Origin of the sequence: Caballeronia udeis (assembly GCF_044909315.1) — a bacterium.
GTDB classification, from domain to species: Bacteria; Pseudomonadota; Gammaproteobacteria; order Burkholderiales; family Burkholderiaceae; genus Caballeronia; species Caballeronia udeis_A.
In genome coordinates, this window is sequence record NZ_JBIYEB010000003.1 from 340,536 (window position 1) to 359,968 (window position 19,433).

General features: G+C 60.7%; 18 protein-coding genes and 2 pseudogenes. 12 read left to right on the top strand and 8 right to left on the bottom strand.

Going from position 1 to position 19,433, the window contains the following annotated elements; all coding sequences use genetic code 11:
- Positions 1-32 precede the first annotated feature (32 nt).
- A complete protein-coding gene (locus tag ABH944_RS06690) occupies positions 33-455 on the bottom strand; it encodes a tautomerase family protein (RefSeq protein WP_404604939.1) in 423 nt (140 codons plus the stop codon).
- Between the two features lie 104 nt (positions 456-559).
- On the opposite strand from ABH944_RS06690, the gene ABH944_RS06695 reads away from it, so the two are divergent.
- The 5 genes from ABH944_RS06695 to ABH944_RS06715 all read left to right on the top strand — a co-directional run bounded on the left by ABH944_RS06695 (position 560) and on the right by ABH944_RS06715 (position 7,140).
- Positions 560-1,444: a LysR family transcriptional regulator gene (locus ABH944_RS06695; protein ID WP_404604938.1), complete on the top strand. Its 885-nt coding sequence runs from the start codon at positions 560-562 to the stop codon at positions 1,442-1,444.
- A 301-nt stretch (positions 1,445-1,745) separates the two neighbouring features.
- Positions 1,746-4,667 carry a molybdopterin-dependent oxidoreductase gene (locus ABH944_RS06700; protein WP_404604936.1) on the top strand — a complete coding sequence of 974 codons (2,922 nt, stop codon included), beginning with the start codon at positions 1,746-1,748 and terminating at the stop codon, positions 4,665-4,667.
- Positions 4,668-4,708: 41 nt separating this feature from the next.
- On the top strand, positions 4,709-5,452 hold the full coding sequence (locus ABH944_RS06705; protein ID WP_404604935.1) for a 4Fe-4S dicluster domain-containing protein: 744 nt from the start codon (positions 4,709-4,711) through the stop codon (positions 5,450-5,452).
- Between the two features lie 11 nt (positions 5,453-5,463).
- On the top strand, positions 5,464-6,414 hold the full coding sequence (locus tag ABH944_RS06710) for a dimethyl sulfoxide reductase anchor subunit family protein (protein ID WP_404604933.1): 951 nt from the start codon (positions 5,464-5,466) through the stop codon (positions 6,412-6,414).
- 318 nt (positions 6,415-6,732) lie between these two features.
- Complete coding sequence (locus ABH944_RS06715; protein ID WP_404604932.1) at positions 6,733-7,140, top strand: lysozyme inhibitor LprI family protein; 408 nt, start codon at positions 6,733-6,735, stop codon at positions 7,138-7,140.
- A 211-nt stretch (positions 7,141-7,351) separates the two neighbouring features.
- On the opposite strand, the gene ABH944_RS06720 is transcribed toward ABH944_RS06715, so the two are convergent.
- Positions 7,352-7,585, bottom strand: a complete 234-nt coding sequence (locus tag ABH944_RS06720; RefSeq protein ID WP_062088972.1) for a hypothetical protein — start codon at positions 7,583-7,585, stop codon at positions 7,352-7,354.
- A 691-nt stretch (positions 7,586-8,276) separates the two neighbouring features.
- Here ABH944_RS06720 and ABH944_RS06725 point away from each other — a divergent pair.
- A complete protein-coding gene (locus ABH944_RS06725; RefSeq protein WP_404604931.1) occupies positions 8,277-9,290 on the top strand; it encodes a lysylphosphatidylglycerol synthase transmembrane domain-containing protein in 1,014 nt (337 codons plus the stop codon).
- A gap of 28 nt (positions 9,291-9,318) precedes the next feature.
- Here ABH944_RS06725 and ABH944_RS06730 read toward each other — a convergent pair whose 3' ends face one another.
- Positions 9,319-10,083: a glycosyltransferase family 2 protein gene (locus tag ABH944_RS06730; protein ID WP_404604929.1), complete on the bottom strand. Its 765-nt coding sequence runs from the start codon at positions 10,081-10,083 to the stop codon at positions 9,319-9,321.
- A 242-nt stretch (positions 10,084-10,325) separates the two neighbouring features.
- Positions 10,326-10,574, bottom strand: a pseudogene (locus ABH944_RS06735) (ATP-binding cassette domain-containing protein); the annotation flags it as partial.
- A 146-nt stretch (positions 10,575-10,720) separates the two neighbouring features.
- Here ABH944_RS06735 and ABH944_RS06740 point away from each other — a divergent pair.
- A pseudogene (locus tag ABH944_RS06740) lies at positions 10,721-10,855 on the top strand (MFS transporter); the annotation flags it as partial.
- 113 nt (positions 10,856-10,968) lie between these two features.
- Here ABH944_RS06740 and ABH944_RS06745 read toward each other — a convergent pair.
- Complete coding sequence (locus ABH944_RS06745) at positions 10,969-11,751, bottom strand: hypothetical protein (RefSeq protein ID WP_404604928.1); 783 nt, start codon at positions 11,749-11,751, stop codon at positions 10,969-10,971.
- A 441-nt stretch (positions 11,752-12,192) separates the two neighbouring features.
- Here ABH944_RS06745 and ABH944_RS06750 point away from each other — a divergent pair, with 441 nt between their 5' ends.
- Complete coding sequence (locus ABH944_RS06750; RefSeq protein WP_404604927.1) at positions 12,193-13,032, top strand: AraC family transcriptional regulator; 840 nt, start codon at positions 12,193-12,195, stop codon at positions 13,030-13,032.
- A 25-nt stretch (positions 13,033-13,057) separates the two neighbouring features.
- Here the strand turns inward: ABH944_RS06750 and ABH944_RS06755 are convergent, their stop codons facing one another.
- Both ABH944_RS06755 and ABH944_RS06760 read right to left on the bottom strand, forming a co-directional pair.
- Positions 13,058-13,645: a LysE family translocator gene (locus ABH944_RS06755; protein ID WP_404604925.1), complete on the bottom strand. Its 588-nt coding sequence runs from the start codon at positions 13,643-13,645 to the stop codon at positions 13,058-13,060.
- Positions 13,646-13,807: 162 nt separating this feature from the next.
- On the bottom strand, positions 13,808-14,614 hold the full coding sequence (locus tag ABH944_RS06760) for a crotonase/enoyl-CoA hydratase family protein (RefSeq protein ID WP_404604923.1): 807 nt from the start codon (positions 14,612-14,614) through the stop codon (positions 13,808-13,810).
- A gap of 242 nt (positions 14,615-14,856) precedes the next feature.
- On the opposite strand from ABH944_RS06760, the gene ABH944_RS06765 reads away from it, so the two are divergent.
- Positions 14,857-15,210, top strand: a complete 354-nt coding sequence (locus ABH944_RS06765; protein ID WP_404604921.1) for a DUF1428 domain-containing protein — start codon at positions 14,857-14,859, stop codon at positions 15,208-15,210.
- Positions 15,211-15,275: 65 nt separating this feature from the next.
- On the opposite strand, the gene ABH944_RS06770 is transcribed toward ABH944_RS06765, so the two are convergent.
- On the bottom strand, positions 15,276-16,214 hold the full coding sequence (locus ABH944_RS06770) for a DMT family transporter (RefSeq protein ID WP_404604919.1): 939 nt from the start codon (positions 16,212-16,214) through the stop codon (positions 15,276-15,278).
- 312 nt (positions 16,215-16,526) lie between these two features.
- On the opposite strand from ABH944_RS06770, the gene ABH944_RS06775 reads away from it, so the two are divergent.
- The 3 genes from ABH944_RS06775 to otnK are packed head-to-tail and all read left to right on the top strand — an operon-like array spanning position 16,527 to position 19,432.
- The gene (locus ABH944_RS06775; protein WP_404604918.1) at positions 16,527-17,231 is read left to right on the top strand and encodes a FadR/GntR family transcriptional regulator; all 705 of its coding nucleotides are present in this window, start codon (positions 16,527-16,529) and stop codon (positions 17,229-17,231) included.
- A gap of 24 nt (positions 17,232-17,255) precedes the next feature.
- Positions 17,256-18,158 (top strand): L-threonate dehydrogenase, encoded by a 903-nt coding sequence (gene ltnD, locus ABH944_RS06780; protein ID WP_404604916.1) that lies wholly within the window; start codon positions 17,256-17,258, stop codon positions 18,156-18,158.
- On the top strand, positions 18,158-19,432 hold the full coding sequence (otnK, locus tag ABH944_RS06785) for a 3-oxo-tetronate kinase (RefSeq protein WP_404605355.1): 1,275 nt from the start codon (positions 18,158-18,160) through the stop codon (positions 19,430-19,432). Before ltnD ends, otnK begins: the two co-directional genes overlap by 1 nt.
- Position 19,433 lies beyond the last annotated feature (1 nt).

A 19,433-nucleotide genomic window follows, 5' to 3' on the forward strand; every position in this document is an offset into this window, starting at 1 on the left:
ACTCGTTCACGGGTCCGCGCCCGTTCTTCAGATCATGCTCCCGCTGTGCGTGCCTCTGGTCCGCCATCGTGTTGATACCGGTATTCCTGCGTGAGGCCTCCATACCCATAAGCGGCCGCGCCGCAGTCGATCAGGTGGACGTTCGAATGCGGATGGACGTTCCCAATGACGCTCGACAGCAACTCGAACGCTGCACGATGGTACGCAGCCTTTTGCAACCGCGTGTTCGTCTCGTCGGTAATGGTCACTTCGAGCCGGAACGAATTCTTGCCCCATTCCGTCAACGAACGGCGATCGATAAACCACTCGTCGTGGGCGACATACTGAATCATCACCATGGTCTGACCCGGCTTCTTGTCGAGCAACGAACACGTGAGCGTAGTCAGCTCGTCAGCCAGGCGGCGGGATAACGAAGGGTTGGAGACACCGGATAATTTGAGCGTGATGCCAGGCATGGAAACCTCGATTCAAGTGAAAGGACGTCCATTCTGCAATTGAACTTTGCATTGAAAAAGCGGGAATGTATGATGTTATCCATCGGAAAACCGGATGGATAAAGATGCGCCGTTTCGACCTCGAACTCCTCAACACACTATCCACCGTGGCCGAGACCGGCAGTCTGTCCGCTGCGGCGTTGCGCTTGTCCCGTTCGCAATCGGCGGTCAGCGAGCAGATCCGCAAGCTGGAAGAGTCCTGCGGGCTGACGTTGTTTCTCCGCGGGAAAAAAGGCGCGACCCTGACGCCCGCCGGCGAGCGGCTGCTAGGCCATACGCGCAAACTGCTGCTGTTGAATGACGTGGCTTATCAGGACATGCAGGGTGTCTCGTTGTCCGGTGATCTCAGGCTGGCCATCACGGACTATTTCCGGCCCGCGGATCTCGCGAAAATCCTCAGGCGCCTCCGCGATCAATATCCGGCTTTGCGATTGCACGTGAGCGTGCGTAAAAGTGCGTTGATCGAGCAAAGCGCAGGCCTTGGCGATTTCGATATCGGACTCTCCATGAGACGGATCGGGGAAGCTTCGTTTAACGCCGAAGCCGAGGGCGAGGAATCTTTCGACAGCATTCCGATTCGACGCGAACAACTGCTGTGGGTCGCAGCCCCCACATTCGACATGCAAGGTACCGGCGCGCTTCCGGTAATTGCGCTGCCGGACACCTGCTCGATGCAGCGGTACATGCTGGCGAAGCTTCAGGAGAGCAACCTCCGCTATTTCATTGCGCATTCCGCCTCTGGCGTTGGTGGCCTTCAGTCGGCGCTATCGGCGGGGCTGGGGGTGTCGTGTCTTAACGCGTCGGCCGTGCCGCCCGATGTGAGCGCATTTCGGGGCGTGATGGGACTGCCACGGATGCCCGACGTTGAGTTCAACCTCATTGCTCCGCGCTTGGGACGTGACACGCTTGCGGCAGAAGCCATAGCGCTCTTGGTCGAACAGCTCAGATAGCCGTACGCCGGAACGGCATCAGCCATGCCTGAATGCATGAGTGTCTGACGAAAGTGTTTTGATTCGCTGCGTCCCGCGCCTCGCGCAGCACCTAGTGGGCAATCGGCACGAGGAAGACTCCCCGACGAAGTTACCTTTCCCGATGCATTGATCGCACAATTGAAGGGAAATTGAAACTATCAGCGTAGCGGATAGTTCCTCTCGCAAATCGTGATTTCCCTTGAGCACCGGCGGCGATTAGGATGATCAGGATCGGATCGGTACCGCCTGGACATACCGGAAGCCGCGAGGGAGACCCAGCATGGAACATCACGCCCGCACGCAGGACGAGCGGCTCGAGATCAAGACGACCACGTGCTACATGTGCGCTTGCCGCTGCGGTATTCGCGTGCATTTGCGCGAAGGCGAAGTGCGTTACATCGATGGCAACCCGGAGCATCCACTTAACCAGGGCGTGATCTGCGCGAAGGGCGCGTCCGGGATCATGAAGCAGTATTCTCCCGCCCGCCTGACGCAGCCGTTGATGCGCCGGGCGGACGCCGAGCGTGGCAGTGCGCAATTTGAACCGGTGTCGTGGGAAGTCGCGTTCGATACGCTGGAAAAGCGCCTTGCCGGCATTCGTGCCACGGATCCCAAGAAGTTCGCGCTCTTTACCGGCCGCGACCAGATGCAGGCGCTGACAGGTCTCTTTGCCAAACAGTTCGGTACACCTAACTATGCGGCGCATGGCGGATTTTGTTCGGCGAACATGGCGGCCGGCATGATCTATACGATCGGCGGCTCGTTCTGGGAATTCGGCGGTCCCGATCTCGACAGCGCCAAGTTGTTTTTCATGATCGGCACGGCGGAAGATCATCATTCGAATCCGCTGAAGATCGCCCTCTCGAAGTTCAAGCGCGGGGGCGGGCGCTTTATCGCAATCAATCCCATACGCACCGGTTATGCCGCCATTGCCGACGAATGGGTGCCGATCAAGCCAGGCACCGACGGCGCGCTGTTCATGGCGTTCCTTCACGAGCTGATCGCAGCCGACGCGTGGGATCACGAGTTCGTGCGCCGCTATACGAACGCGGCCGACCTTGTCGACCTCAACGAAGAGAGCGAGAACTTCGGCCTGTTCGTGAGCGACCCGAATGTACCCGCGGGCAATCCGCTATTTCCGCAAAATCACGCATGGTGGGATGTCGAAGCGGCGCGCGCCGTGCCCCATCATTCGCCCGGCGTGACACCCGCACTCGATGGCCGTTATACGCTCGAGGACGGCACGCCCGTTGCGCCATCGTTCACGCTGCTGCGCGAGCGCGTGGCGGATTGTACGCCCGAGTGGGCGGCTGACATCACCGGCATTCCCGCAGCTACCATTCGCCGTCTCGCGCAGGAGATGATCCAGACGAGCCGCGATCACCAGATCACGCTGCCCATCCGCTGGACCGACGCTTGGGGGCAGACGCACGAAACCGTCACCGGCAACCCGGTCGCTTTTCACGCCATGCGCGGGCTTGCAGCGCACTCCAACGGCTTCCAGTCGATCCGTGCGCTCGCGGTGCTGATGTCACTGCTTGGCACGATCGACAGGCCCGGTGGCTTTCGGCATAAATCGCCGTTTCCGCGCGCCGTGCCGCCATCGGCGAAACCGCCGAATAGTCCCAGCGCCGTCAAGCCGAACACACCGCTCGCAACCGGACCGCTGGGCTGGCCCGCTGCGCCGGAGGACCTGTTCATCGATGAAACCGGCGGCCCGGTTCGCATCGATAAAGCGTTCTCGTGGGAGTATCCGCTGGCTGTGCACGGCGTGATGCATAGCGTGATCACCAACGCGTGGCGAGGCGATCCGTACCCCATCGACACGCTGATGATCTTCATGGCCAACATGGCCTGGAACTCGTCGATGAATACGACGAAGGTGCGCGAGATGCTCGTCGACAAACACGCAAACGGGGACTACAAGATTCCGTTCATCGTGGTGTGTGACGCGTTCCAGTCGGAGATGACCGCGTTCGCCGACCTGATCCTGCCGGACACGACTTACCTTGAGCGCCACGACGCCATGTCGATGCTCGATCGCCCGATCTCCGAGTTCGACGGTCCGGTCGATTCCGTGCGCGTGCCCGTCGTGCCGCCCACGGGCGAGTGCAAGCCGTTCCAGGAAGTGCTGATCGAGCTTGCATCACGGCTGAAGTTTCCGGCATTCACCACGGTTGAAGGCACGCGGCGCTTTCGTGACTATCCCGACTTCGTGGTCAATTTCACGACGACGCCTGATTCGGGCGTAGGTTTCCTGATCGGATGGCGCGGCAAGGAGGGGGACAAGGCGCTGGTGGGCGAGCCGAACCCGAAGCAGTGGGAGCAGTACGCGAAGAACAACTGCGTGTTCCATCACGTGTTGCCGGAAGACTTGCAGTACATGCGCAACTGCAATGGCCCGTATCTCGACTGGGCGGTGAAAAACGGCTTCCGCAAGTTCAGGGAACCCATCGTCATCCAGCTTTACTCCGATGTCATGCAGAAATTTCGTCTCGCGGCACAAGGGCGAACGAAAGGCCGGCAGCCTCCCGATCACTTGCGCGAGCGTGTCGAAAAATACTTCGATCCGCTGCCGTTCTGGTACGCGCCGCTTGAAAGCAGTTCGACCGATCTCGAGCGTTTCCCGCTCGCGGCCGTCACGCAGCGCCCAATGGCGATGTATCACTCATGGGACTCGCAGAATGCGTGGCTGCGGCAGATCCATGGCGAGAATTATCTCTACATGAATCCGTTGATGGCAGCCGAAAACGGCATTGCGGACGGCGGCTGGATCTACGTTGAGTCGCAGTGGGGACGCGTGCGCTGCATGGCGCGTTTCAGCGAAACGGTGGAGCCGGGAACGGTATGGACGTGGAATGCAATCGGCAAGGCGTCGGGTGCATGGAACCTCGGCGCCAAAGCGAACGAATCGCAACGTGGCTTCCTGCTCAATCACCTGATCACCGATGAACTGCCCGGCACGGACGAAGCGCCCGGGCGTCTCTCGAACTCGGACCCGGTGACAGGGCAGGCTGCATGGTACGACGTGCGCGTGCGGATCTATCCGGCGGAGGCCGACGCGCAGCACACGCTGCCGCAGTTCGACGTCATGCGTTCTCTGCCGGGCTCGAACGGGGTGATATCGCGGATCGTGCAGACCTACTTCGCAGGGCAAGGCGAGTTTGCGGCACGACTGCGCGGTGCGGTAGGGCGCAAGTAGCGACTACAGGATGCGACTACAAGGAAGCGAGGGGGTTTGCAATGACTCAGATGGCGCTGGTGATCGACCTGAACGTATGCGTGGGATGCCATGCCTGCGTGACGAGTTGCAAGGAGTGGAATACATCGGGTGAGTCGGGCAGTCTTGCCGACCTGAATCCCTACGACGCCGATCCGTCAGGCACGTTCTTCAATCGGGTCCAGAGTTTCGAAGCCGGCAGTTATCCGAACGCGGAGACCATTCATTTCCCCAAGTCGTGCCTGCACTGCGAGGACCCGCCGTGCGTGCCGGTGTGTCCGACCGGTGCGAGCTATAAGCGCAAGGAAGACGGGCTCGTGCTGGTGGACTTCGATAAATGTATCGGCTGCAAGTACTGCGCGTGGGCGTGCCCGTACGGCGCACGCGAGCTGGACGAAGAGCGCAAGGAGATGACGAAGTGCACCTTGTGCGTGGATCGTATTCACGATGAAAACCTCTCCGACCGGGATCGGCAACCGGCATGCGTGCTCGCGTGCCCGACTTCCGCACGATTGTTCGGGGACATTCACGACCCCGAGTCCGTGGTCTCGAAGGCGATCAAGGAGCGCGGTGGTTATCAGTTGATGCCCGAATGGGACACGAAGCCCGCGAATCATTATTTGCCGCGCAAGACGACGTCGGCTTCGGGTTGCGGGGAAGGCACGTGCTCGTGCAAGACGGCTTCAGCCGAGTCCACTCCGCAGACGCTGGACGCGCAACTCGAGCGTGGGCAATTGCATCTTGCGTCGGTCGCAACGCGAATCTAAAGGACCCCAAAATGAACCCCGCTTTCTCGGTTGTCTTTCTCACCACGCTAAGCGGTGCGGCGCAGGGCCTGCTGATCGCGCTTGTCGGCGTGGAGGCGGCTGCGTATTTCGGCCTTGTTGCAATGCCGCCGAGCGCGTTCTACGTCACGGGTGCAGCGCTGTCGGTGATGCTTGGCGGGCTCGGTCTTATCGCTTCGTTCTTCCATCTCGGGCATCCCGAACGCGCATGGCGAGCAGTCGCCATGTGGCGAACCTCGTGGTTATCGCGTGAATGCCTGTGTCTGCCGGCGTTTCTTGCGTGTGCGTTTTTTTACGGTGTCGCGCACTGGTTCGGTTTGCCATGGTCACTCGCATTGGGGACGCTCGGCGTGCTCGCGAGCGCCGCGCTCTTCGTTTGCTCGGCCATGATCTATGCATGCCTGCGCTTTCTCCAGGAGTGGGCCACGCCCTTGACGCTGGCCAACTTCGTCCTGCTCGGCTGTGCATCCGGGTTCACGCTGGTCACCGCATTGAGCGCGTGGTTCGCGCCTGCAATGACTGCGGAGCTTGCCGCTTGGGCGTGTGCGTTGACGCTTGCCGGTTGCGCGAGCCGGTCGGCATCGCTCGTACGTAACGCACGACTGCGGCCGAAGTCCACCGTGCAGAGTGCCACCGGTATCAAGAACGCGAAGGTCGTGCAGGTATCGCGCGGTTTCACGGCGGGCGCATTCAATCTGCGCGAGTTCTTTCACGGCAAATCGGCGGGTACGCTGCGCGGGATCAAATGGGGATTTCTCGTGACGGCTTTCGTGGCGCCCGTGGTCCTGCTGGCCCTGGGCGCAGGCGTTCATTCGATAGGTATCTCGGTCGTGCTGCTGGCCGCGGCGTGTGTTGTGCAGTACGCAGGCCTCGTTGCAGAACGGTGGTTCTTCTTCGCCGAGGCGAAGCATCCGCAGAACCTGTATTACGCGCGAGTCGGTTGATGTTTTGGCGTGAGGCGGCGGCGCGGTCCTCCTCTCTCGCACCCATTCAATACCGCGTATCAGAAAGGTTCGGCGGCGCGCCCAACTGCCCGGTCATTCTGCGCACTCAAATACACGCGTGAAATATTCAGTAAGGTCTTGAGAAGGTCGCCTCCTGTTCGAAGGGTTCACTTGTCCGAAAACCGGGATCATCGGGTTGACGAACAACGCAACTTCAACGATGGATCAAAGGGGGCAGGTATGGCAAGGTCAGGCAAATTGAAATCGAAACTGTTCAACGTAAGGCGCGCTGCCGGCACTACGACGCTGGCGTTACTGATGCTGGGCGGCGGTTTTTCCGGCACGGCGCAGGCCGCGAGTTTCCATTGCGGCAAGAAGGTCTCCAGCTCGGAAAAACTCGTCTGCAACGATCCCGAACTGTCGTCTCTCGACGATAAGCTGGCGATCTCCTACAAGCGCGCAAAAGACGTTACGCCCGACACAGCGGCTTTTGAGGACGACCATATCAAGCAGTGGCAGTGGCGTCAGCATAATTGCAAGGACAAGACCTGCGTGGTCAACTGGTACAACCGGCGCATCAGCGAGCTCGATGCGGACTTCGATCAGGGAACCGCAAACCAGGTCACCGTGCTCAAGGCAAGCCTTGCCGAGCAAAACCTGGCGCCTCCCGCGCAAGCAGCCGTGTTGAGGATGAAAGGCGACGCAGGCTCCCTGTCGATGCAATAACCTGGCAGGCCTGCCTGATTTGACGAGACGGAAGTTGGCGCAAGACTTCCGGAGCGGGCAGCGATTATCCTAAGTCCACACTGGCCGCCTTCCGGCCAATCTTGCCGGGGTGAAACCAACGAACCCTTGGTCGCGCCCCGGCAAGGTCTCCATCATTCCAGTACTTCTGGCATGCCGCCGGGCTTCGCCGGCGCCAAGCCTGCTTGTCCACTCACTTCGCGTGTGGCTGTTCAAACGGGGACCGCGGCAGGGGTTCGCCGTCGATGAACGCAGTGGCGCTGCGCACTGCAAACTCGAACGCGCAGTCACGATTAGCGAACTGTCCAAGATTGCCGAGAGAGGTTGCTTCGCCATCCTCCTCGAGGATGGAAACGCGTGCCAGGAACGTGTTGCCCAGCCTGGTTACCGACGGTTGAATAGCCGCGCCATGATGATAAAAGACCATCGCATCTCCTTTCATTGATTGCCGAGCCTCAATAACTGTAGCGCCGCTATTTGTCGAACAAAATTATTATTTTTCTGTGCGCGGCACATAATTAAAACCAGATGCCTGCACTTGGACAAGCGGCATTTTGTCCCCATTCGCCACATGCAACATATGAGCGTGCTGAAGGTGGATATATGGAAGTCCAGCACTGCTGGAGAACATGAAAGCGTTCGAGCAGGGAGCCTTATGAAGCTACCCTTGTCTGGCGACCATTATGTGACGCGAGTGCTTTTACGCCGACGTAAGCATGGGGTCGCGAACGCTCGTGCGCGTTGAGCCGGGTGGTCGCGCAAGGAAGATAGATCGCGACGGAATTCAGCGCCCATCACATGGTCGTAAGAGCAATGCAGGGAGCGCATCGGCTTGTTGATAGGCGGCGCTTCGTTTGTCGCGGTGCATCGCAGCGTGTTTGACATCATTTTGCCGGAGAATGAGGGTGCGACCGCAACCGGGTGTCCCGGTTTATATCGGGCCTGAGGCTGTCTTGAGTCGCGCACGCACAGCCGCAATAAGGACCATCTGACCGCATGCCTATTTTTCGGCCTCCCAGCTTTCAAATCACAATGGACGACCCGATCGCGCTGTCGGCACGACATGACTCGTCAGTGTCGAATCCCGGTGCTCAGCAGCGATTGCTCAGGCGGTGCTCGTGACCCGCACGCATGCACGTAACGTCGCGACCCTGCTTGCTTTGCTTGGGGTTGGCCTCTCGATGGGGGTGCCTTTTATATTGGGTTCCCGCGACCTGTTGGCCGGCCTTCGCACCGTCCCCGCAGAAGTATTCCTGGTGCTGGCTGCAAGCGCCGCTGTCAGCGCGCTGGCGAAGGCCGGCAAGCTGCAATTGATGCAAACCACGCTTGGCTTGCGCGTTTCTTTCATGCGCACGTTTGCGATTACGCTCGTGACTGATTTCGCGTTCCTTGCGTCGCCGCTGGGAGCCGCCGGTTATGGGGTCAATATCGCTTTGCTGCAGCGCGCCGGAGCGTCGTGGGCAATCGCCACCACCGTGGTCGGCGCGGATCAGGCACTCGACCTGACATTCTTCGCGGTCGCGGTGCCGATCGCGCTTCTGTTCTCCGTTGGCCCGCTGGCGCATCTGCTCCCAACGGTTCGCTTGTCCACGGTCGCCATGACATTGGCGGTTGTCGCGATCCTGGTCGGCGTTCTTTGGATGTGCCGGCGTTATGTCGCCCGGGCGCTTGACGCGGCTGGCCATCTTGTCCCGTGGCTCAGGGCCAGACGTTCGAGGTGGGACCGGTTTCGTCAGAGCGTGCGCCAGCAATGGCAGCTCCTGATAACAGGGCCGCGCGACCGGTTCGCCGGATTGTTGCTGCTGACTACGCTGCAATGGCTGCTTCGCTATAGCGCGCTGTGGTTTGTCCTGCTGGAGCTGGGTTACCATTTGCCGCTCGGATTTGTCCTGGCAGTGCAGGCGGTGGTGTTGCATGCGGCGCTCTGGACCGGTGTGCCCGCAGGCGGGGGCGGCGGCGATCTGGCGCTGGCGGCCGCGTTCGCAGCGTGGGTTCCGCGGGCGGCCATGGCGACAGCCCTGGTCCTGTGGCGCTTCGCAACACTCTATTGCCCGCTGATGCTGGGCGCTGTCGGCTTCGTTGCGCTTGCGTGGCGCCGCCGTGCGGCCACGCCTACACCGGCTCCTGACTGACGCTGCAGAGTGACGCTGCAGAGGCAGCTCAAACCGCGTTGTCGCGCGGGCTCTTGATGCGCACAAAAAACGGTGCATGACCGTCATGATCGACTCTTAGCGAAAAGAGATGACATGTCTGTGACAGGAGCGCGAGTGGATAAGAGACTTTCAGCAAGTCGGCAATCATGCGCCATTCCGCGCGGATGCCAGCCCAGTAGCCGAGCTTTTCGGTCTTGCGCGCTTGCGTCACCTTCGGCCAGTGGGTGACGGCAATAGAGAGCCGTCGTTCGATAATCAGGCGATTCATGAACACCTCGATGCCAAAGCGCGGCAAGCGGTGAATTTCCTTGAGTGCCTCGCTCAGCAATTCCTTCCTGACCACACGCTCGCCTGACACGAAATCCAGGCCGATCGCGCGAAACAGCAGCAGGCTGTTCTGTCGCAGGCTCAGGCTGACGTCCGCGGCGCCGCTCAGGACGGGGGCGGCGAGCGCGGTAATGTGTTCGCTTGCGAGTCCCTTGAGGTCCGCATCGAGCAACATGAGCAACTCGTTCTGTGCAGCGGCGATACCCTCGGCCATCGCGGCGCTTTTACCGCGGTTCACCGGACACGTAATCAGCCTGACAGAGGGGAAGCGCCTGACGATGTCAGCGGTGCCGTCGGTCGAGCCATCGTCGACCACGACCACCTCGGCCAGTAGCGGATGCGCGGTCGCAATGGCCAGCACCGCACCAATCCTCGGGGCTTCGTTGAATGCACAAATGATGCATGAAACACGGTGGCGATTTGACGATATGGAAAGGGCGGTCATGCGGGAAGGCAGAGGAGCAATTGGAGAAAGCGGCCTTCAGGCGCCGCAGCGCGCCGATATTGAGCGCGCTTTGCGTGTCTGGCATCCTACTCTATCGAGCGGTCAAATGACGTTTCAACCTGAAGAAATCGCGGTGAAGCGCCGGCTTGCATGTCGACCGTGTCGGCTGGCAAACGTTCTCGAATTGAACGCTTGAACGGTGACCGTTGGTGTGATCCGCGAGCGCCCGGACGCATGCGTGGCTATTCGCACGCCGGATGCACACTTGAGCCGTTAGCGGCTTCGGTCCCGAGGTAACCCCGGCCCATCTCCTTGGCAAAGCGCGCCGGATTGCCTTCCCAGATCAGGCTGGCGTGCTCGGGTACGTAGACGCGGTCGGCGTGCGGCAACGCAAAGGTGACATTTTGCTCGCCCGGCAGCACGGTGATGGGCGTGGTCTGTTGCAAGCTTTCCAAAGCCTTCGAGAGTTGTGCCAGGATCACCCGTGCGAGCCGGTGCCTGCATATTTCTCAATGATTGATATTCATTTCGGTATCCTTTTTATTCAATAAACGCCATCAAAGGACGATTGAACCGTGCACGTCCCCCAACACGCAGTGACCCGACGGAACCTGGGCCGGCTTTGTTTATCGACTACATGCGCGTGCGCTACTCGGCGATCTCTCTTTCTTATCAGTTATGCGCGGCGTTGGCGGGCGGTTTGACGCCGTTGATCGGGACGGTGCCGGTGCATCAGTACGCCGGGCAATGGTGGCCGCTCGCCGCTTTTTACGAATGACCGAGTTGCCCTCGATGGATCGTGCGTTTATCGAGCCGCAGTCGTGAAGCCAGTGTTTACTACAGCCGTGCATCACGGCAGCTGCCAGGGCTTGACCGGCTTGTGACTCAATGTTTCCCGTAGATATCGGTCTCGTTCGCGAATATTTGCGGTGCGCGCCGGATCCTGCGTTTCTCGGGCGCGGGCCGATGCGTCACGATTGAAGGATCGTCTCGTTGGTTGACCTTCACGGCGGTGACCTGGGCTGCGCCCGTCTGAGCGACGGCGCGTAGAAGCATCCCTCGTGCTTCGGAGTCGGATACGTCACTTGCTAGTGCATCGCCTGCCGATCGCAAAACACACGGCACGTCGCCCGCTTTCTCGCAGGCTCGTGCAAGGCCCAGGGCCGAATCCCTGGCGTGTTCTCGCTGGACCAGTTCGTCGGTGATGCGCCGGACATCAGCGCGTTGTTCTTCTCCCGGCGGAAGCATGGCCAGTTGCTGCCGGGCGGTGTTCAGCTCACCCCGCACCATGGCTGAACGCATGGCGTCGATGGTTCCCATTACATCGATGGACGCGTTCTTCGTACCGGCTGGCACATTGCCCGGCTGCGCAGCTTCAGGAAGGCTGTTATTCGCAAGCGGTGCGGTTGTGGGCTTCGCTTGCTGGTTGACATGCTCCATGCCGTTATAAACGTACGACGCACCCGTAACCAGTGCAATCAAGGCGATCAGGGCGGCACCGGCAAGTTTGAAGTACCGGCCCGACTGGTTTTTCGACACGGAGGTCGAGGTTTCCGGTTCAGTCATGCTCGGATAGGGCGAATCTGCCGGAGCCGGCTTTTCATAGAACCGGTCGGGGAACATTTCCTTGGGTGTTGCTTCGGGCGAGGGCGTCTCGGCTGCGCTCACGGCAGCAGGGTTCGCCCTGCATCGCGGACATGCCGCGTCAGACGATGCCAGCGGGTTGCCGCATACCGGGCAATCACTGGCGGTGTTTTGGCTATCTACGTTCAAGTCGGTCATCAAAGGCTTGGAAAAGCATTACGCGAGTCACGGTACTTTCTTACTGCTCTGCAGCAATTGGCGATAGCTGGGTGTATCCGGAACGTCCCATCTGGATGAATCGGAGGCCCCCTGCCTATTTTCGCTCTAAAACGTTACTTTAACGCGGCATGTGCGTGAGCGAGATTGCGCGTCGCTTAATCGGCTAGCGAATTTGCAGTTTCTAACGGTTCTTGATCGTCGGGCCGGCAGTTTCCTGGGACTCGGCACGAGCGTGCTATCCGGATAGCGGGTACTTTGGAGAATGCGCTAAAGTGCGCGATACGAGAATTGATCAAAGAGCCGGGCATGGCAAAAAACGCGAGCGTTGTGGGGAAGGAGGCAACCACGCCCAGGTTCTGGCGTGACGAAACGCTGCCGTTTCTCGAGGCTCGTTCCATTCAGGATGGCCGTCAGGTTTGCTACGCCAAACACGCGCATGAGACGTTTTCGATCGGTGCCATTACTGGCGGCCACTGTACTTATCTCAACGGGAAGGTGCAGGAGCGGGTAGATGCCGGTGCGGTTGTAGTCATCAACCCGGAAGATGTCCACGCCTGTAATCCGATCGACAATCAGCCATGGTCGTACCACATGCTGTATGTGGACGTTCCCTGGCTGATCAACCTGCAGCATGAGCTAGGCGCAAGCCAGGGTCTCGATTTCCGCGCGTTTTCAGCTACCGTGACCACTCGGCCCGAGCTGTACGCGGGATTGAATCGCCTCTATGACCTGCTCACGAACGAGCAGGCTGATCCTCTGCAAAAGCACGGCGCAGCACTTACGTTTTTTACCGATGTGCAGCGCACATTAACGCCGGCGCTTGCCACGACCCGGGACGCTCACTACAAGCTCCTGCGCGCGGCGCAATATATCAGGGAGAACTGCACGCGCTCGCTCAAGCTGGACGACATTTGTTCCGCGGCTGAACTCTCCGCGTCATATCTGATCCGCTCGTTCCAGAGTCACTACGGCATGACGCCTCACGCTTACCTGATCAACCGCCGCATTGAATATAGCCGGGAGCAATTGAGGCGCGGACGTGCGATTGCCGACGTTGCGCTCGACGCGGGATTCTCCGATCAGGCGCATCTGCAACGCGCCTTCAGGCAGTTCGTGGCCGCTACCCCAGGGCAATATCGCGGGTGAGCTCAGGCGATGACCGGGTAGCGGTCTATGCTTCAAGCAGGTAGATAGCGCTAGCTGCAAGCAACAGTGCCATCAGCCGATTGAATAACCTCACACGCTCCGGGTCGCGCAAGTATTGGCGCAGGAATGATCCCGAATACGCCCAGCATGCAATCGATCCGTAGCAAATCAAGCAGTACACCGCCGTGAATTTCCAGACCAGCACGCGGTCGCCGTCGGCCGCGTAGGCCCCCATACCTGCGAGGGACGCGAGCCATGCTTTCGGATTGAGCCACTGCATTGCAGCGCCGGAGACAAGCGACGGGCCTTTCGATGCCGTGTCCGCGCCGAGCTGCCCGTCATCAACGACGAGCTTATAGGCCATGAAAAACAAAAACGCCACTCCTGCCCATTGAATGATCCTGGTTAGATGCGGCCAGTGGCTTAGCAGTTCATGCAAGCCCAAACCGATGAACAACAGCAACAACGCGAAGCCAAACGTCGCCCCGGTAACGTGCCGCATGCTTGCCGCAAGTCCGTACTGTGCGCCGGCGCTTAGCGCGACAATATTGACAGGTCCGGGTGAAATGGATGCAGCGAGCGCGAAGGCCGCCATGGAAAGGAAAATGCTCATCTACTACCTCTCGTCTACTAAGCCGCTTCCCTCTTTAGGGAGGTCCTGAAGACCGAAGGTATAGGCAGCACGAGTCCCTGTATTGAAGAAAATTACCCTTTGAGTTTTTTAGAGCCGAGTCTTTGCAGGAAATATCCGCTCGTTAAACCTGCAGCAACACGCTCATTCCGATGCGCCATGCCGGCCCGTACCGGCGGTAAAGCGGCCCGCACCCGCAAGTCCTTCTGCAAACACCGCCGCATAACCACCCGCGCCTTCGCGGCGCAGTGCGCCGGACAGATCATCGCCGAACGCGTTGTCATAGACCGAGCGCCGGTCGGCGCGCATTGCCGCTTGCGGCAGTGCGGCCAACTCACAGGCAAGCGTTTCAGCGGCTGCGCGCGAGCCGCCGCGCTCCACCACGCGATTCGCGAGACCCATCGCGAGCGCCTCGCTGGCATCGACAGGCCGTCCGGTAAGAATCAGGTCCAGCGCACGCGACATGCCGATAAGCCGAGGCAGCCGCAGCGTTCCGCCATCGATCAGCGGTACGCCGAAACGCCGGCAGAAAACGCCCAGCACAGCATCCTCTTCGACAACCCGCAAATCGCACCACGCCGCTAGTTCCAGGCCGCCCGCCACAGCGTGCCCTGCGATTGCGGCAATGACAGTTTTGCCGAGCATCATTCGCGTGGGTCCCATCGGCCCGGGACCGGTGCCGTTGGCATGAATCTCGTTGCGCCGCGTGTCGTCATTCAGCGCAGTAAGGTCCGCGCCTGCGCAGAACGTGCCGCCCGCTCCCCACAGCACAGCGACCGCCAGGGAGTTGTCGGCGTCGAAGGTTTCAAAGGCCGCGCGCAGGGCATCGGCGACCTGCCGGTCGACCGCATTGCGGCGCTCCGGCCGGTCGAGCACGACCGTGGCAACGCGCGAATCCATCGGATGCAATTCGAGCCGGACGTGGTCGCCGAAACGAGTGACAGATGGCATGACTTGGCTCCCGGGCAAACGGCGTTCGAGTTCGAAAAAGCATACGCCGCCGGCGTCCAGGCCGCACACGGGTCGACGATGGTTCAAAAAATAATCGATGCGTGTTGTCGATTCCCGGGCGCGCTGTGCGTCGTATGGATAGGGCGGTGATGCCAATGCGGTGATCCGGCAATGCAACGCAGCCTGACCTGAGCAACGTCGCTTTGCGCCCCTATTTATCGATATCGACATGGAGAGCGTTCATGACTTATGTAGATGGATTTGTCGTCGCGGTGCAGACCGCCAATCGCGAAACGTACAGGAAATTTGCTGAGGCGGCCGCGGTCGTCTTCAAGGAAAACGGGGCATTGAATGTGGTCGAATGTTGGGGGGATGATGTGCCGGAAGGAAAGCTGACGTCGTTTCCAATGGCGGTCAAGCGTGCGGACGACGAGACGGTGGTGTTCTCATGGGTCACCTGGCCGTCGCGTCAGGTGAGGGATGAAGGAATGAAAGCGGTCATGGCCGATCCCAGGGTGCAACCCGACACGAGCCCGATGCCTTTCGACGGTAAACGGATGATCTACGGTGGCTTCGAGGTGATCGTGGACGCGTGAGCAGCGGGCGTGACCAGCGACCGGGCGGTCCGGTCGCGACAGCAGAAAAAGTACGCCCGCCTGTTCTACTTCACCGAAGCACGGCGTCGCGCACCCATGCCGGGAAGCCACTTGATCACACCTGTCGCAAGCGCCGTACCGATGAGAATAGTCACGCACGCCTTGATCATTCCGGGCGACACGTGCTCGGAGAGAAACAGCGCACCCCACAGGATGCCGAAGATCGGGATGACAAACGTGACGCTGATCGTGCGTGCCGGGCCGGTCGCTGCGATCAGCCGGAAGAACAGCATATACGCGATGCCGGTACACGCAACGCCAAGCGCGATCACCGCTTCCCACGACTGCGCCGAGATGGGTGTAGCCGGCCACCAGAACACCGCGAACGGCAGCAGCACGACAGTGGCGGCGGTCATGGTGCCGGTGGCGACGACAAGCGAATCGACACCGGTGAGATTGCGCTTCGTGAAGCTCGCGGCGATCCCATACAGCAGCGTAGCGCCCAGCGCGGCGGCCGCGGCAAGGGCGGTGGCCGCCGGCGTCACGCTCGCTCCTGTGCTGGCGCCCCCGTCCATCTGATTCCAGACCAGCGCGACCACGCCGACAAAACCAATCACGAGCCCCGCAATGCGCAGCCCGCTCAGGCGATCCTTCAGCCACAGGAATGCGACGATTGCTCCCCATAGCGGCGTGGTGGCATTGATCACCGATGTCACGCCCGCCGACAGCGTGAGTTCCGCGAAGGCGAAGAGACAAAACGGCGCGGCCGAGTTCAGGATGCCGACAACAAACAGCGGCCATGCGTGGGTGCGCATGACCTGCAAGGAACTGCGCGCGGACCCGCGCATGAGCAGGACGGCCAGCAGGAACAACGCGCCGATACCCACGCGCAACGCCATTAACGGCGCGACGCCAAAGTCGGTGACGCCGACGCGGATAAAAAGGAACGAGCCTCCCCAGAGAGCGGCGAGGATGAGCAACTGGACGATGTTTATAGGATTCATTTGAGGGCGTCGAGCGCAGTGGGGTCGCGACGCGGAGCCAATCGTAACGATGTGGTGCGCGAGATGGTTCAGTCCGGCGTGAAACGACAAAAGAGAACGCGTGATGGTTCGCTGTATGGCTGTCATCGTAGGCGTGGGGCCGGAACACGCCAAACGAACAATTCTCACGTCTATGTGAGAAAAATTACGATCAGATTGCGCGGCAAGAGATATTGGCCCATGACTGCGGGCTGCTCTCAGGGTTATCTCTAGTATCTCAATAAGTTGGCAAATTTGTATGATGACCACATCACCCAACAAATCAGAGGCTGCATGTTCGAGAAGATTCCTGCGCAAGCCTTGAGCGACACGGTCGCGCAGCAGCTTCAGTTGCAAATCGAAAAGGGCAGCTTCGTCACGAGCGGCAAGTTGCCGACCGAAGCCGTGCTGGCGCAGGAGTTCGGGGTCAGCCGCACGGTCATCCGCGAAGCGATCTCGCGGCTGAAGAACGAAGGCATGGTCGAGCCGCGCCAGGGCAGCGGCGTGTTTATCGTCGAGCGGGCGGGGATCAGGCCGCTGCGGATCGATTACGCGCAAGCGGTCGAACCGGGCGCGGTCGTGCAGATCCTGGCGCTGCGCCGGGCGATCGAGGCTGAAGTGGCATCGGAAGCCGCCATGCGCCGGACCGACGCGCAGATGGATGTGATCGAAGCAAAGCTGGCGCAGATCGATGTTGCTGTTGCGCAAGGCGAGGACGGCGTAACTGAGGACGTGGAGTTTCACCGGGCGATTGCCAGCGCCACCGGCAACCCGTATTTCCTGACCACGCTGGCATTCCTGAACCAGTATCTTGAAGCCGGCACGCTCGTTACGCGCCGCAACGAAGCGCTGCGAGAAGACTTTTCGCGGCAAGTCCGCGAAGAACACGCACGGATCGCGGCCGCCATTCGCGCGGGCGACCCCATGGCTGCGCGCAATGCCGCACAGACCCACCTTTACAACGCCGCTCGCCGCCTCGCGGAAGCCGGCATTTGCTGACCAGTTGATTCAAAGGATAACTAAATGTCCAGAAATGTGGGAGTGATCGGCTTGGGCGCAATGGGCCTGGGCGTCGCGCGTTCGTTGTTGCGTGCGGGCTTCAAGGTTCATGCTTGCGACGTGCGCACTCAAGTGCTCGACGCGTTCGCGGGCGAGGGCGGCATTGCCTGCGCCACGCCTGCCGAGCTGGGCGGCCAGTGCGAGGTGGTGGTGACCGTCGTTGTCAATGCGGTGCAAACGGAGACCGTGCTCTTTGGCTCAGAGACTCAACCCGGCGCCGTCTCCGCGATGAAACCCGGAGGTGTGGTCCTCGCCTGTGCGACGGTGTCCCCGGCCTTTGCCATCGAACTTGGCAAGCGCGTGGAAGCAGCCGGCCTGCTTATGCTCGATGCACCGCTGTCTGGTGGCGCGGCACGCGCCGCATCCGGCGAAATGACGATGATGACCTCAGGCCCCGCGTCCGCCTATGAAGCTTGCGAGGATGTGCTTGAAGCGATTGCGGGCAAGGTTTACCGGCTGGGCGATGAGCATGGCGCCGGCTCGAAAGTGAAGATCATCAACCAGCTTCTGGCGGGCGTGCATATAGCCGCGGCGGCCGAGGCCATGGCGCTTGGGCTTCGCGAAGGCGTGGACCCGGACGCGCTCTACGACGTCATTACGCATAGCGCCGGCAACTCGTGGATGTTCGAGAACCGCGTGCCGCACATTCTTGCGGGAGACTACACGCCGCTGTCGGCCGTCGATATCTTCGTGAAGGATCTGGGCCTCGTACTCGATACGGCGCGTTCGTCGAAGTTTCCGCTGCCCTTGTCGGCTGCGGCCCACCAGATGTTCATGATGGCGTCGACGGCCGGCCACGGCGGCGAAGACGACTCGGCGGTGATCAAGATTTTCCCGGGCATCGACGTGCCGAAGGGAGCCCAATGATGACCAAAGCCCTGCTTGGCTGCATTGCCGACGACTTCACCGGTGCGACCGATCTAGCCAACATGCTCGTGCGCGGCGGCATGCGCGCTGTGCAGACCATTGGTGTGCCGGCATCGGATACAAGGATTGAAGCGGACGCGCTGATCGTCGCACTGAAATCGCGCACCATCCCTGCGGAGGAAGCGGTTAAACAATCGCTGGCGGCGCTCGAATGGCTGCGTGCGCAGGGTTGCCGGCAGTTCGTGTTCAAGTACTGCTCGACCTTCGATTCCACCGATAAAGGCAACATCGGCCCGGTCGCCGATGCACTGCTCGACGCGCTGGGCGAGGACTTCACGCTCGCGTGTCCCGCGTTCCCGGAGAACGGCCGCACGATCTTTCGCGGCAACCTTTTCGTGGGTGACGTTCTGCTGAGCGAGTCGGGCATGCAGAACCATCCGCTCACGCCCATGACCGATCCGAACCTCGTGCGCGTGCTGCAACGCCAGACGAAATCGAAGGTCGGGTTGATCGCTTATGACGTGATTGCAAAGGGGCCGCAGGCCGTGCGCGACAGGATCGCTTCGTTGCGTAACGACGGCGTACGGATGGCCATCGCCGACGCAGTTTCAGATGCCGATCTCTACGTGCTGGGCGAAGCGTGCGCGGATCTGAAGCTGATTACGGGTGGCTCGGGCATTGCGCTTGGCTTGCCGGAGAATTTCCGCGCGGCAAACTTGTTGACCGAAACGAGCCATGCATCGGAGCTGCCCAGGATCGAAGGTCGATCCGTCGTGCTGGCGGGCAGTGCGTCGAAGGCGACCAACGAGCAGGTCGCCGAGTGGCGCGCAACGAAGCCGAGCCTTCGAATCGATCCGCTTGCGCTGTCGCGTGGCGAGCCCGTGGTCGAACAGGCGATTGAATTTGCGGCGAAGCATGCCGATGAAACCGTGCTGATCTACGCCACGTCGACGCCCGACGAAGTCAAGGCCGTGCAGAAGGAACTGGGCGTTGAGAAAGCCGGACATCTGGTCGAACAGGCGTTGGCGTCGATTGCAGCCAGGCTTCGCGATGCGGGCGTGCGGAAATTCGTGGTTGCGGGCGGCGAGACCTCCGGTGCGGTCGTGCAGGCGCTGGGCGTGAAGTCGCTGCGCATTGGCGCACAGATCGATCCTGGGGTGCCGGCGACGCAATCCATTGGCGACGAACCGCTGGGGCTCGCATTGAAGTCGGGCAATTTCGGCACGAAGGATTTCTTCGCGAAGGCGCTGAAGGCGCTCGACGGAGGCGTGTGAC

Coding starts and splice junctions, on each gene's coding strand:
- ABH944_RS06710 (WP_404604933.1), top strand. CDS start 5,464: ATGAACCCCGCTTTCTCGGTTGTCTTTCTCACCACGCTAAGCGGTGCG.
- ABH944_RS06765 (WP_404604921.1), top strand. CDS start 14,857: ATGACTTATGTAGATGGATTTGTCGTCGCGGTGCAGACCGCCAATCGC.
- otnK (WP_404605355.1), top strand. CDS start 18,158: ATGACCAAAGCCCTGCTTGGCTGCATTGCCGACGACTTCACCGGTGCG.
- ABH944_RS06730 (WP_404604929.1), bottom strand. CDS start 10,083: ATGACCGCCCTTTCCATATCGTCAAATCGCCACCGTGTTTCATGCATC.
- ABH944_RS06770 (WP_404604919.1), bottom strand. CDS start 16,214: ATGAATCCTATAAACATCGTCCAGTTGCTCATCCTCGCCGCTCTCTGG.
- ABH944_RS06755 (WP_404604925.1), bottom strand. CDS start 13,645: ATGAGCATTTTCCTTTCCATGGCGGCCTTCGCGCTCGCTGCATCCATT.
- ABH944_RS06690 (WP_404604939.1), bottom strand. CDS start 455: ATGCCTGGCATCACGCTCAAATTATCCGGTGTCTCCAACCCTTCGTTA.
- ABH944_RS06700 (WP_404604936.1), top strand. CDS start 1,746: ATGGAACATCACGCCCGCACGCAGGACGAGCGGCTCGAGATCAAGACG.
- ABH944_RS06760 (WP_404604923.1), bottom strand. CDS start 14,614: ATGCCATCTGTCACTCGTTTCGGCGACCACGTCCGGCTCGAATTGCAT.
- ABH944_RS06720 (WP_062088972.1), bottom strand. CDS start 7,585: ATGGTCTTTTATCATCATGGCGCGGCTATTCAACCGTCGGTAACCAGG.
- ABH944_RS06750 (WP_404604927.1), top strand. CDS start 12,193: ATGGCAAAAAACGCGAGCGTTGTGGGGAAGGAGGCAACCACGCCCAGG.
- ABH944_RS06695 (WP_404604938.1), top strand. CDS start 560: ATGCGCCGTTTCGACCTCGAACTCCTCAACACACTATCCACCGTGGCC.
- ABH944_RS06715 (WP_404604932.1), top strand. CDS start 6,733: ATGCTGGGCGGCGGTTTTTCCGGCACGGCGCAGGCCGCGAGTTTCCAT.
- ABH944_RS06775 (WP_404604918.1), top strand. CDS start 16,527: ATGTTCGAGAAGATTCCTGCGCAAGCCTTGAGCGACACGGTCGCGCAG.
- ABH944_RS06705 (WP_404604935.1), top strand. CDS start 4,709: ATGACTCAGATGGCGCTGGTGATCGACCTGAACGTATGCGTGGGATGC.
- ltnD (WP_404604916.1), top strand. CDS start 17,256: ATGTCCAGAAATGTGGGAGTGATCGGCTTGGGCGCAATGGGCCTGGGC.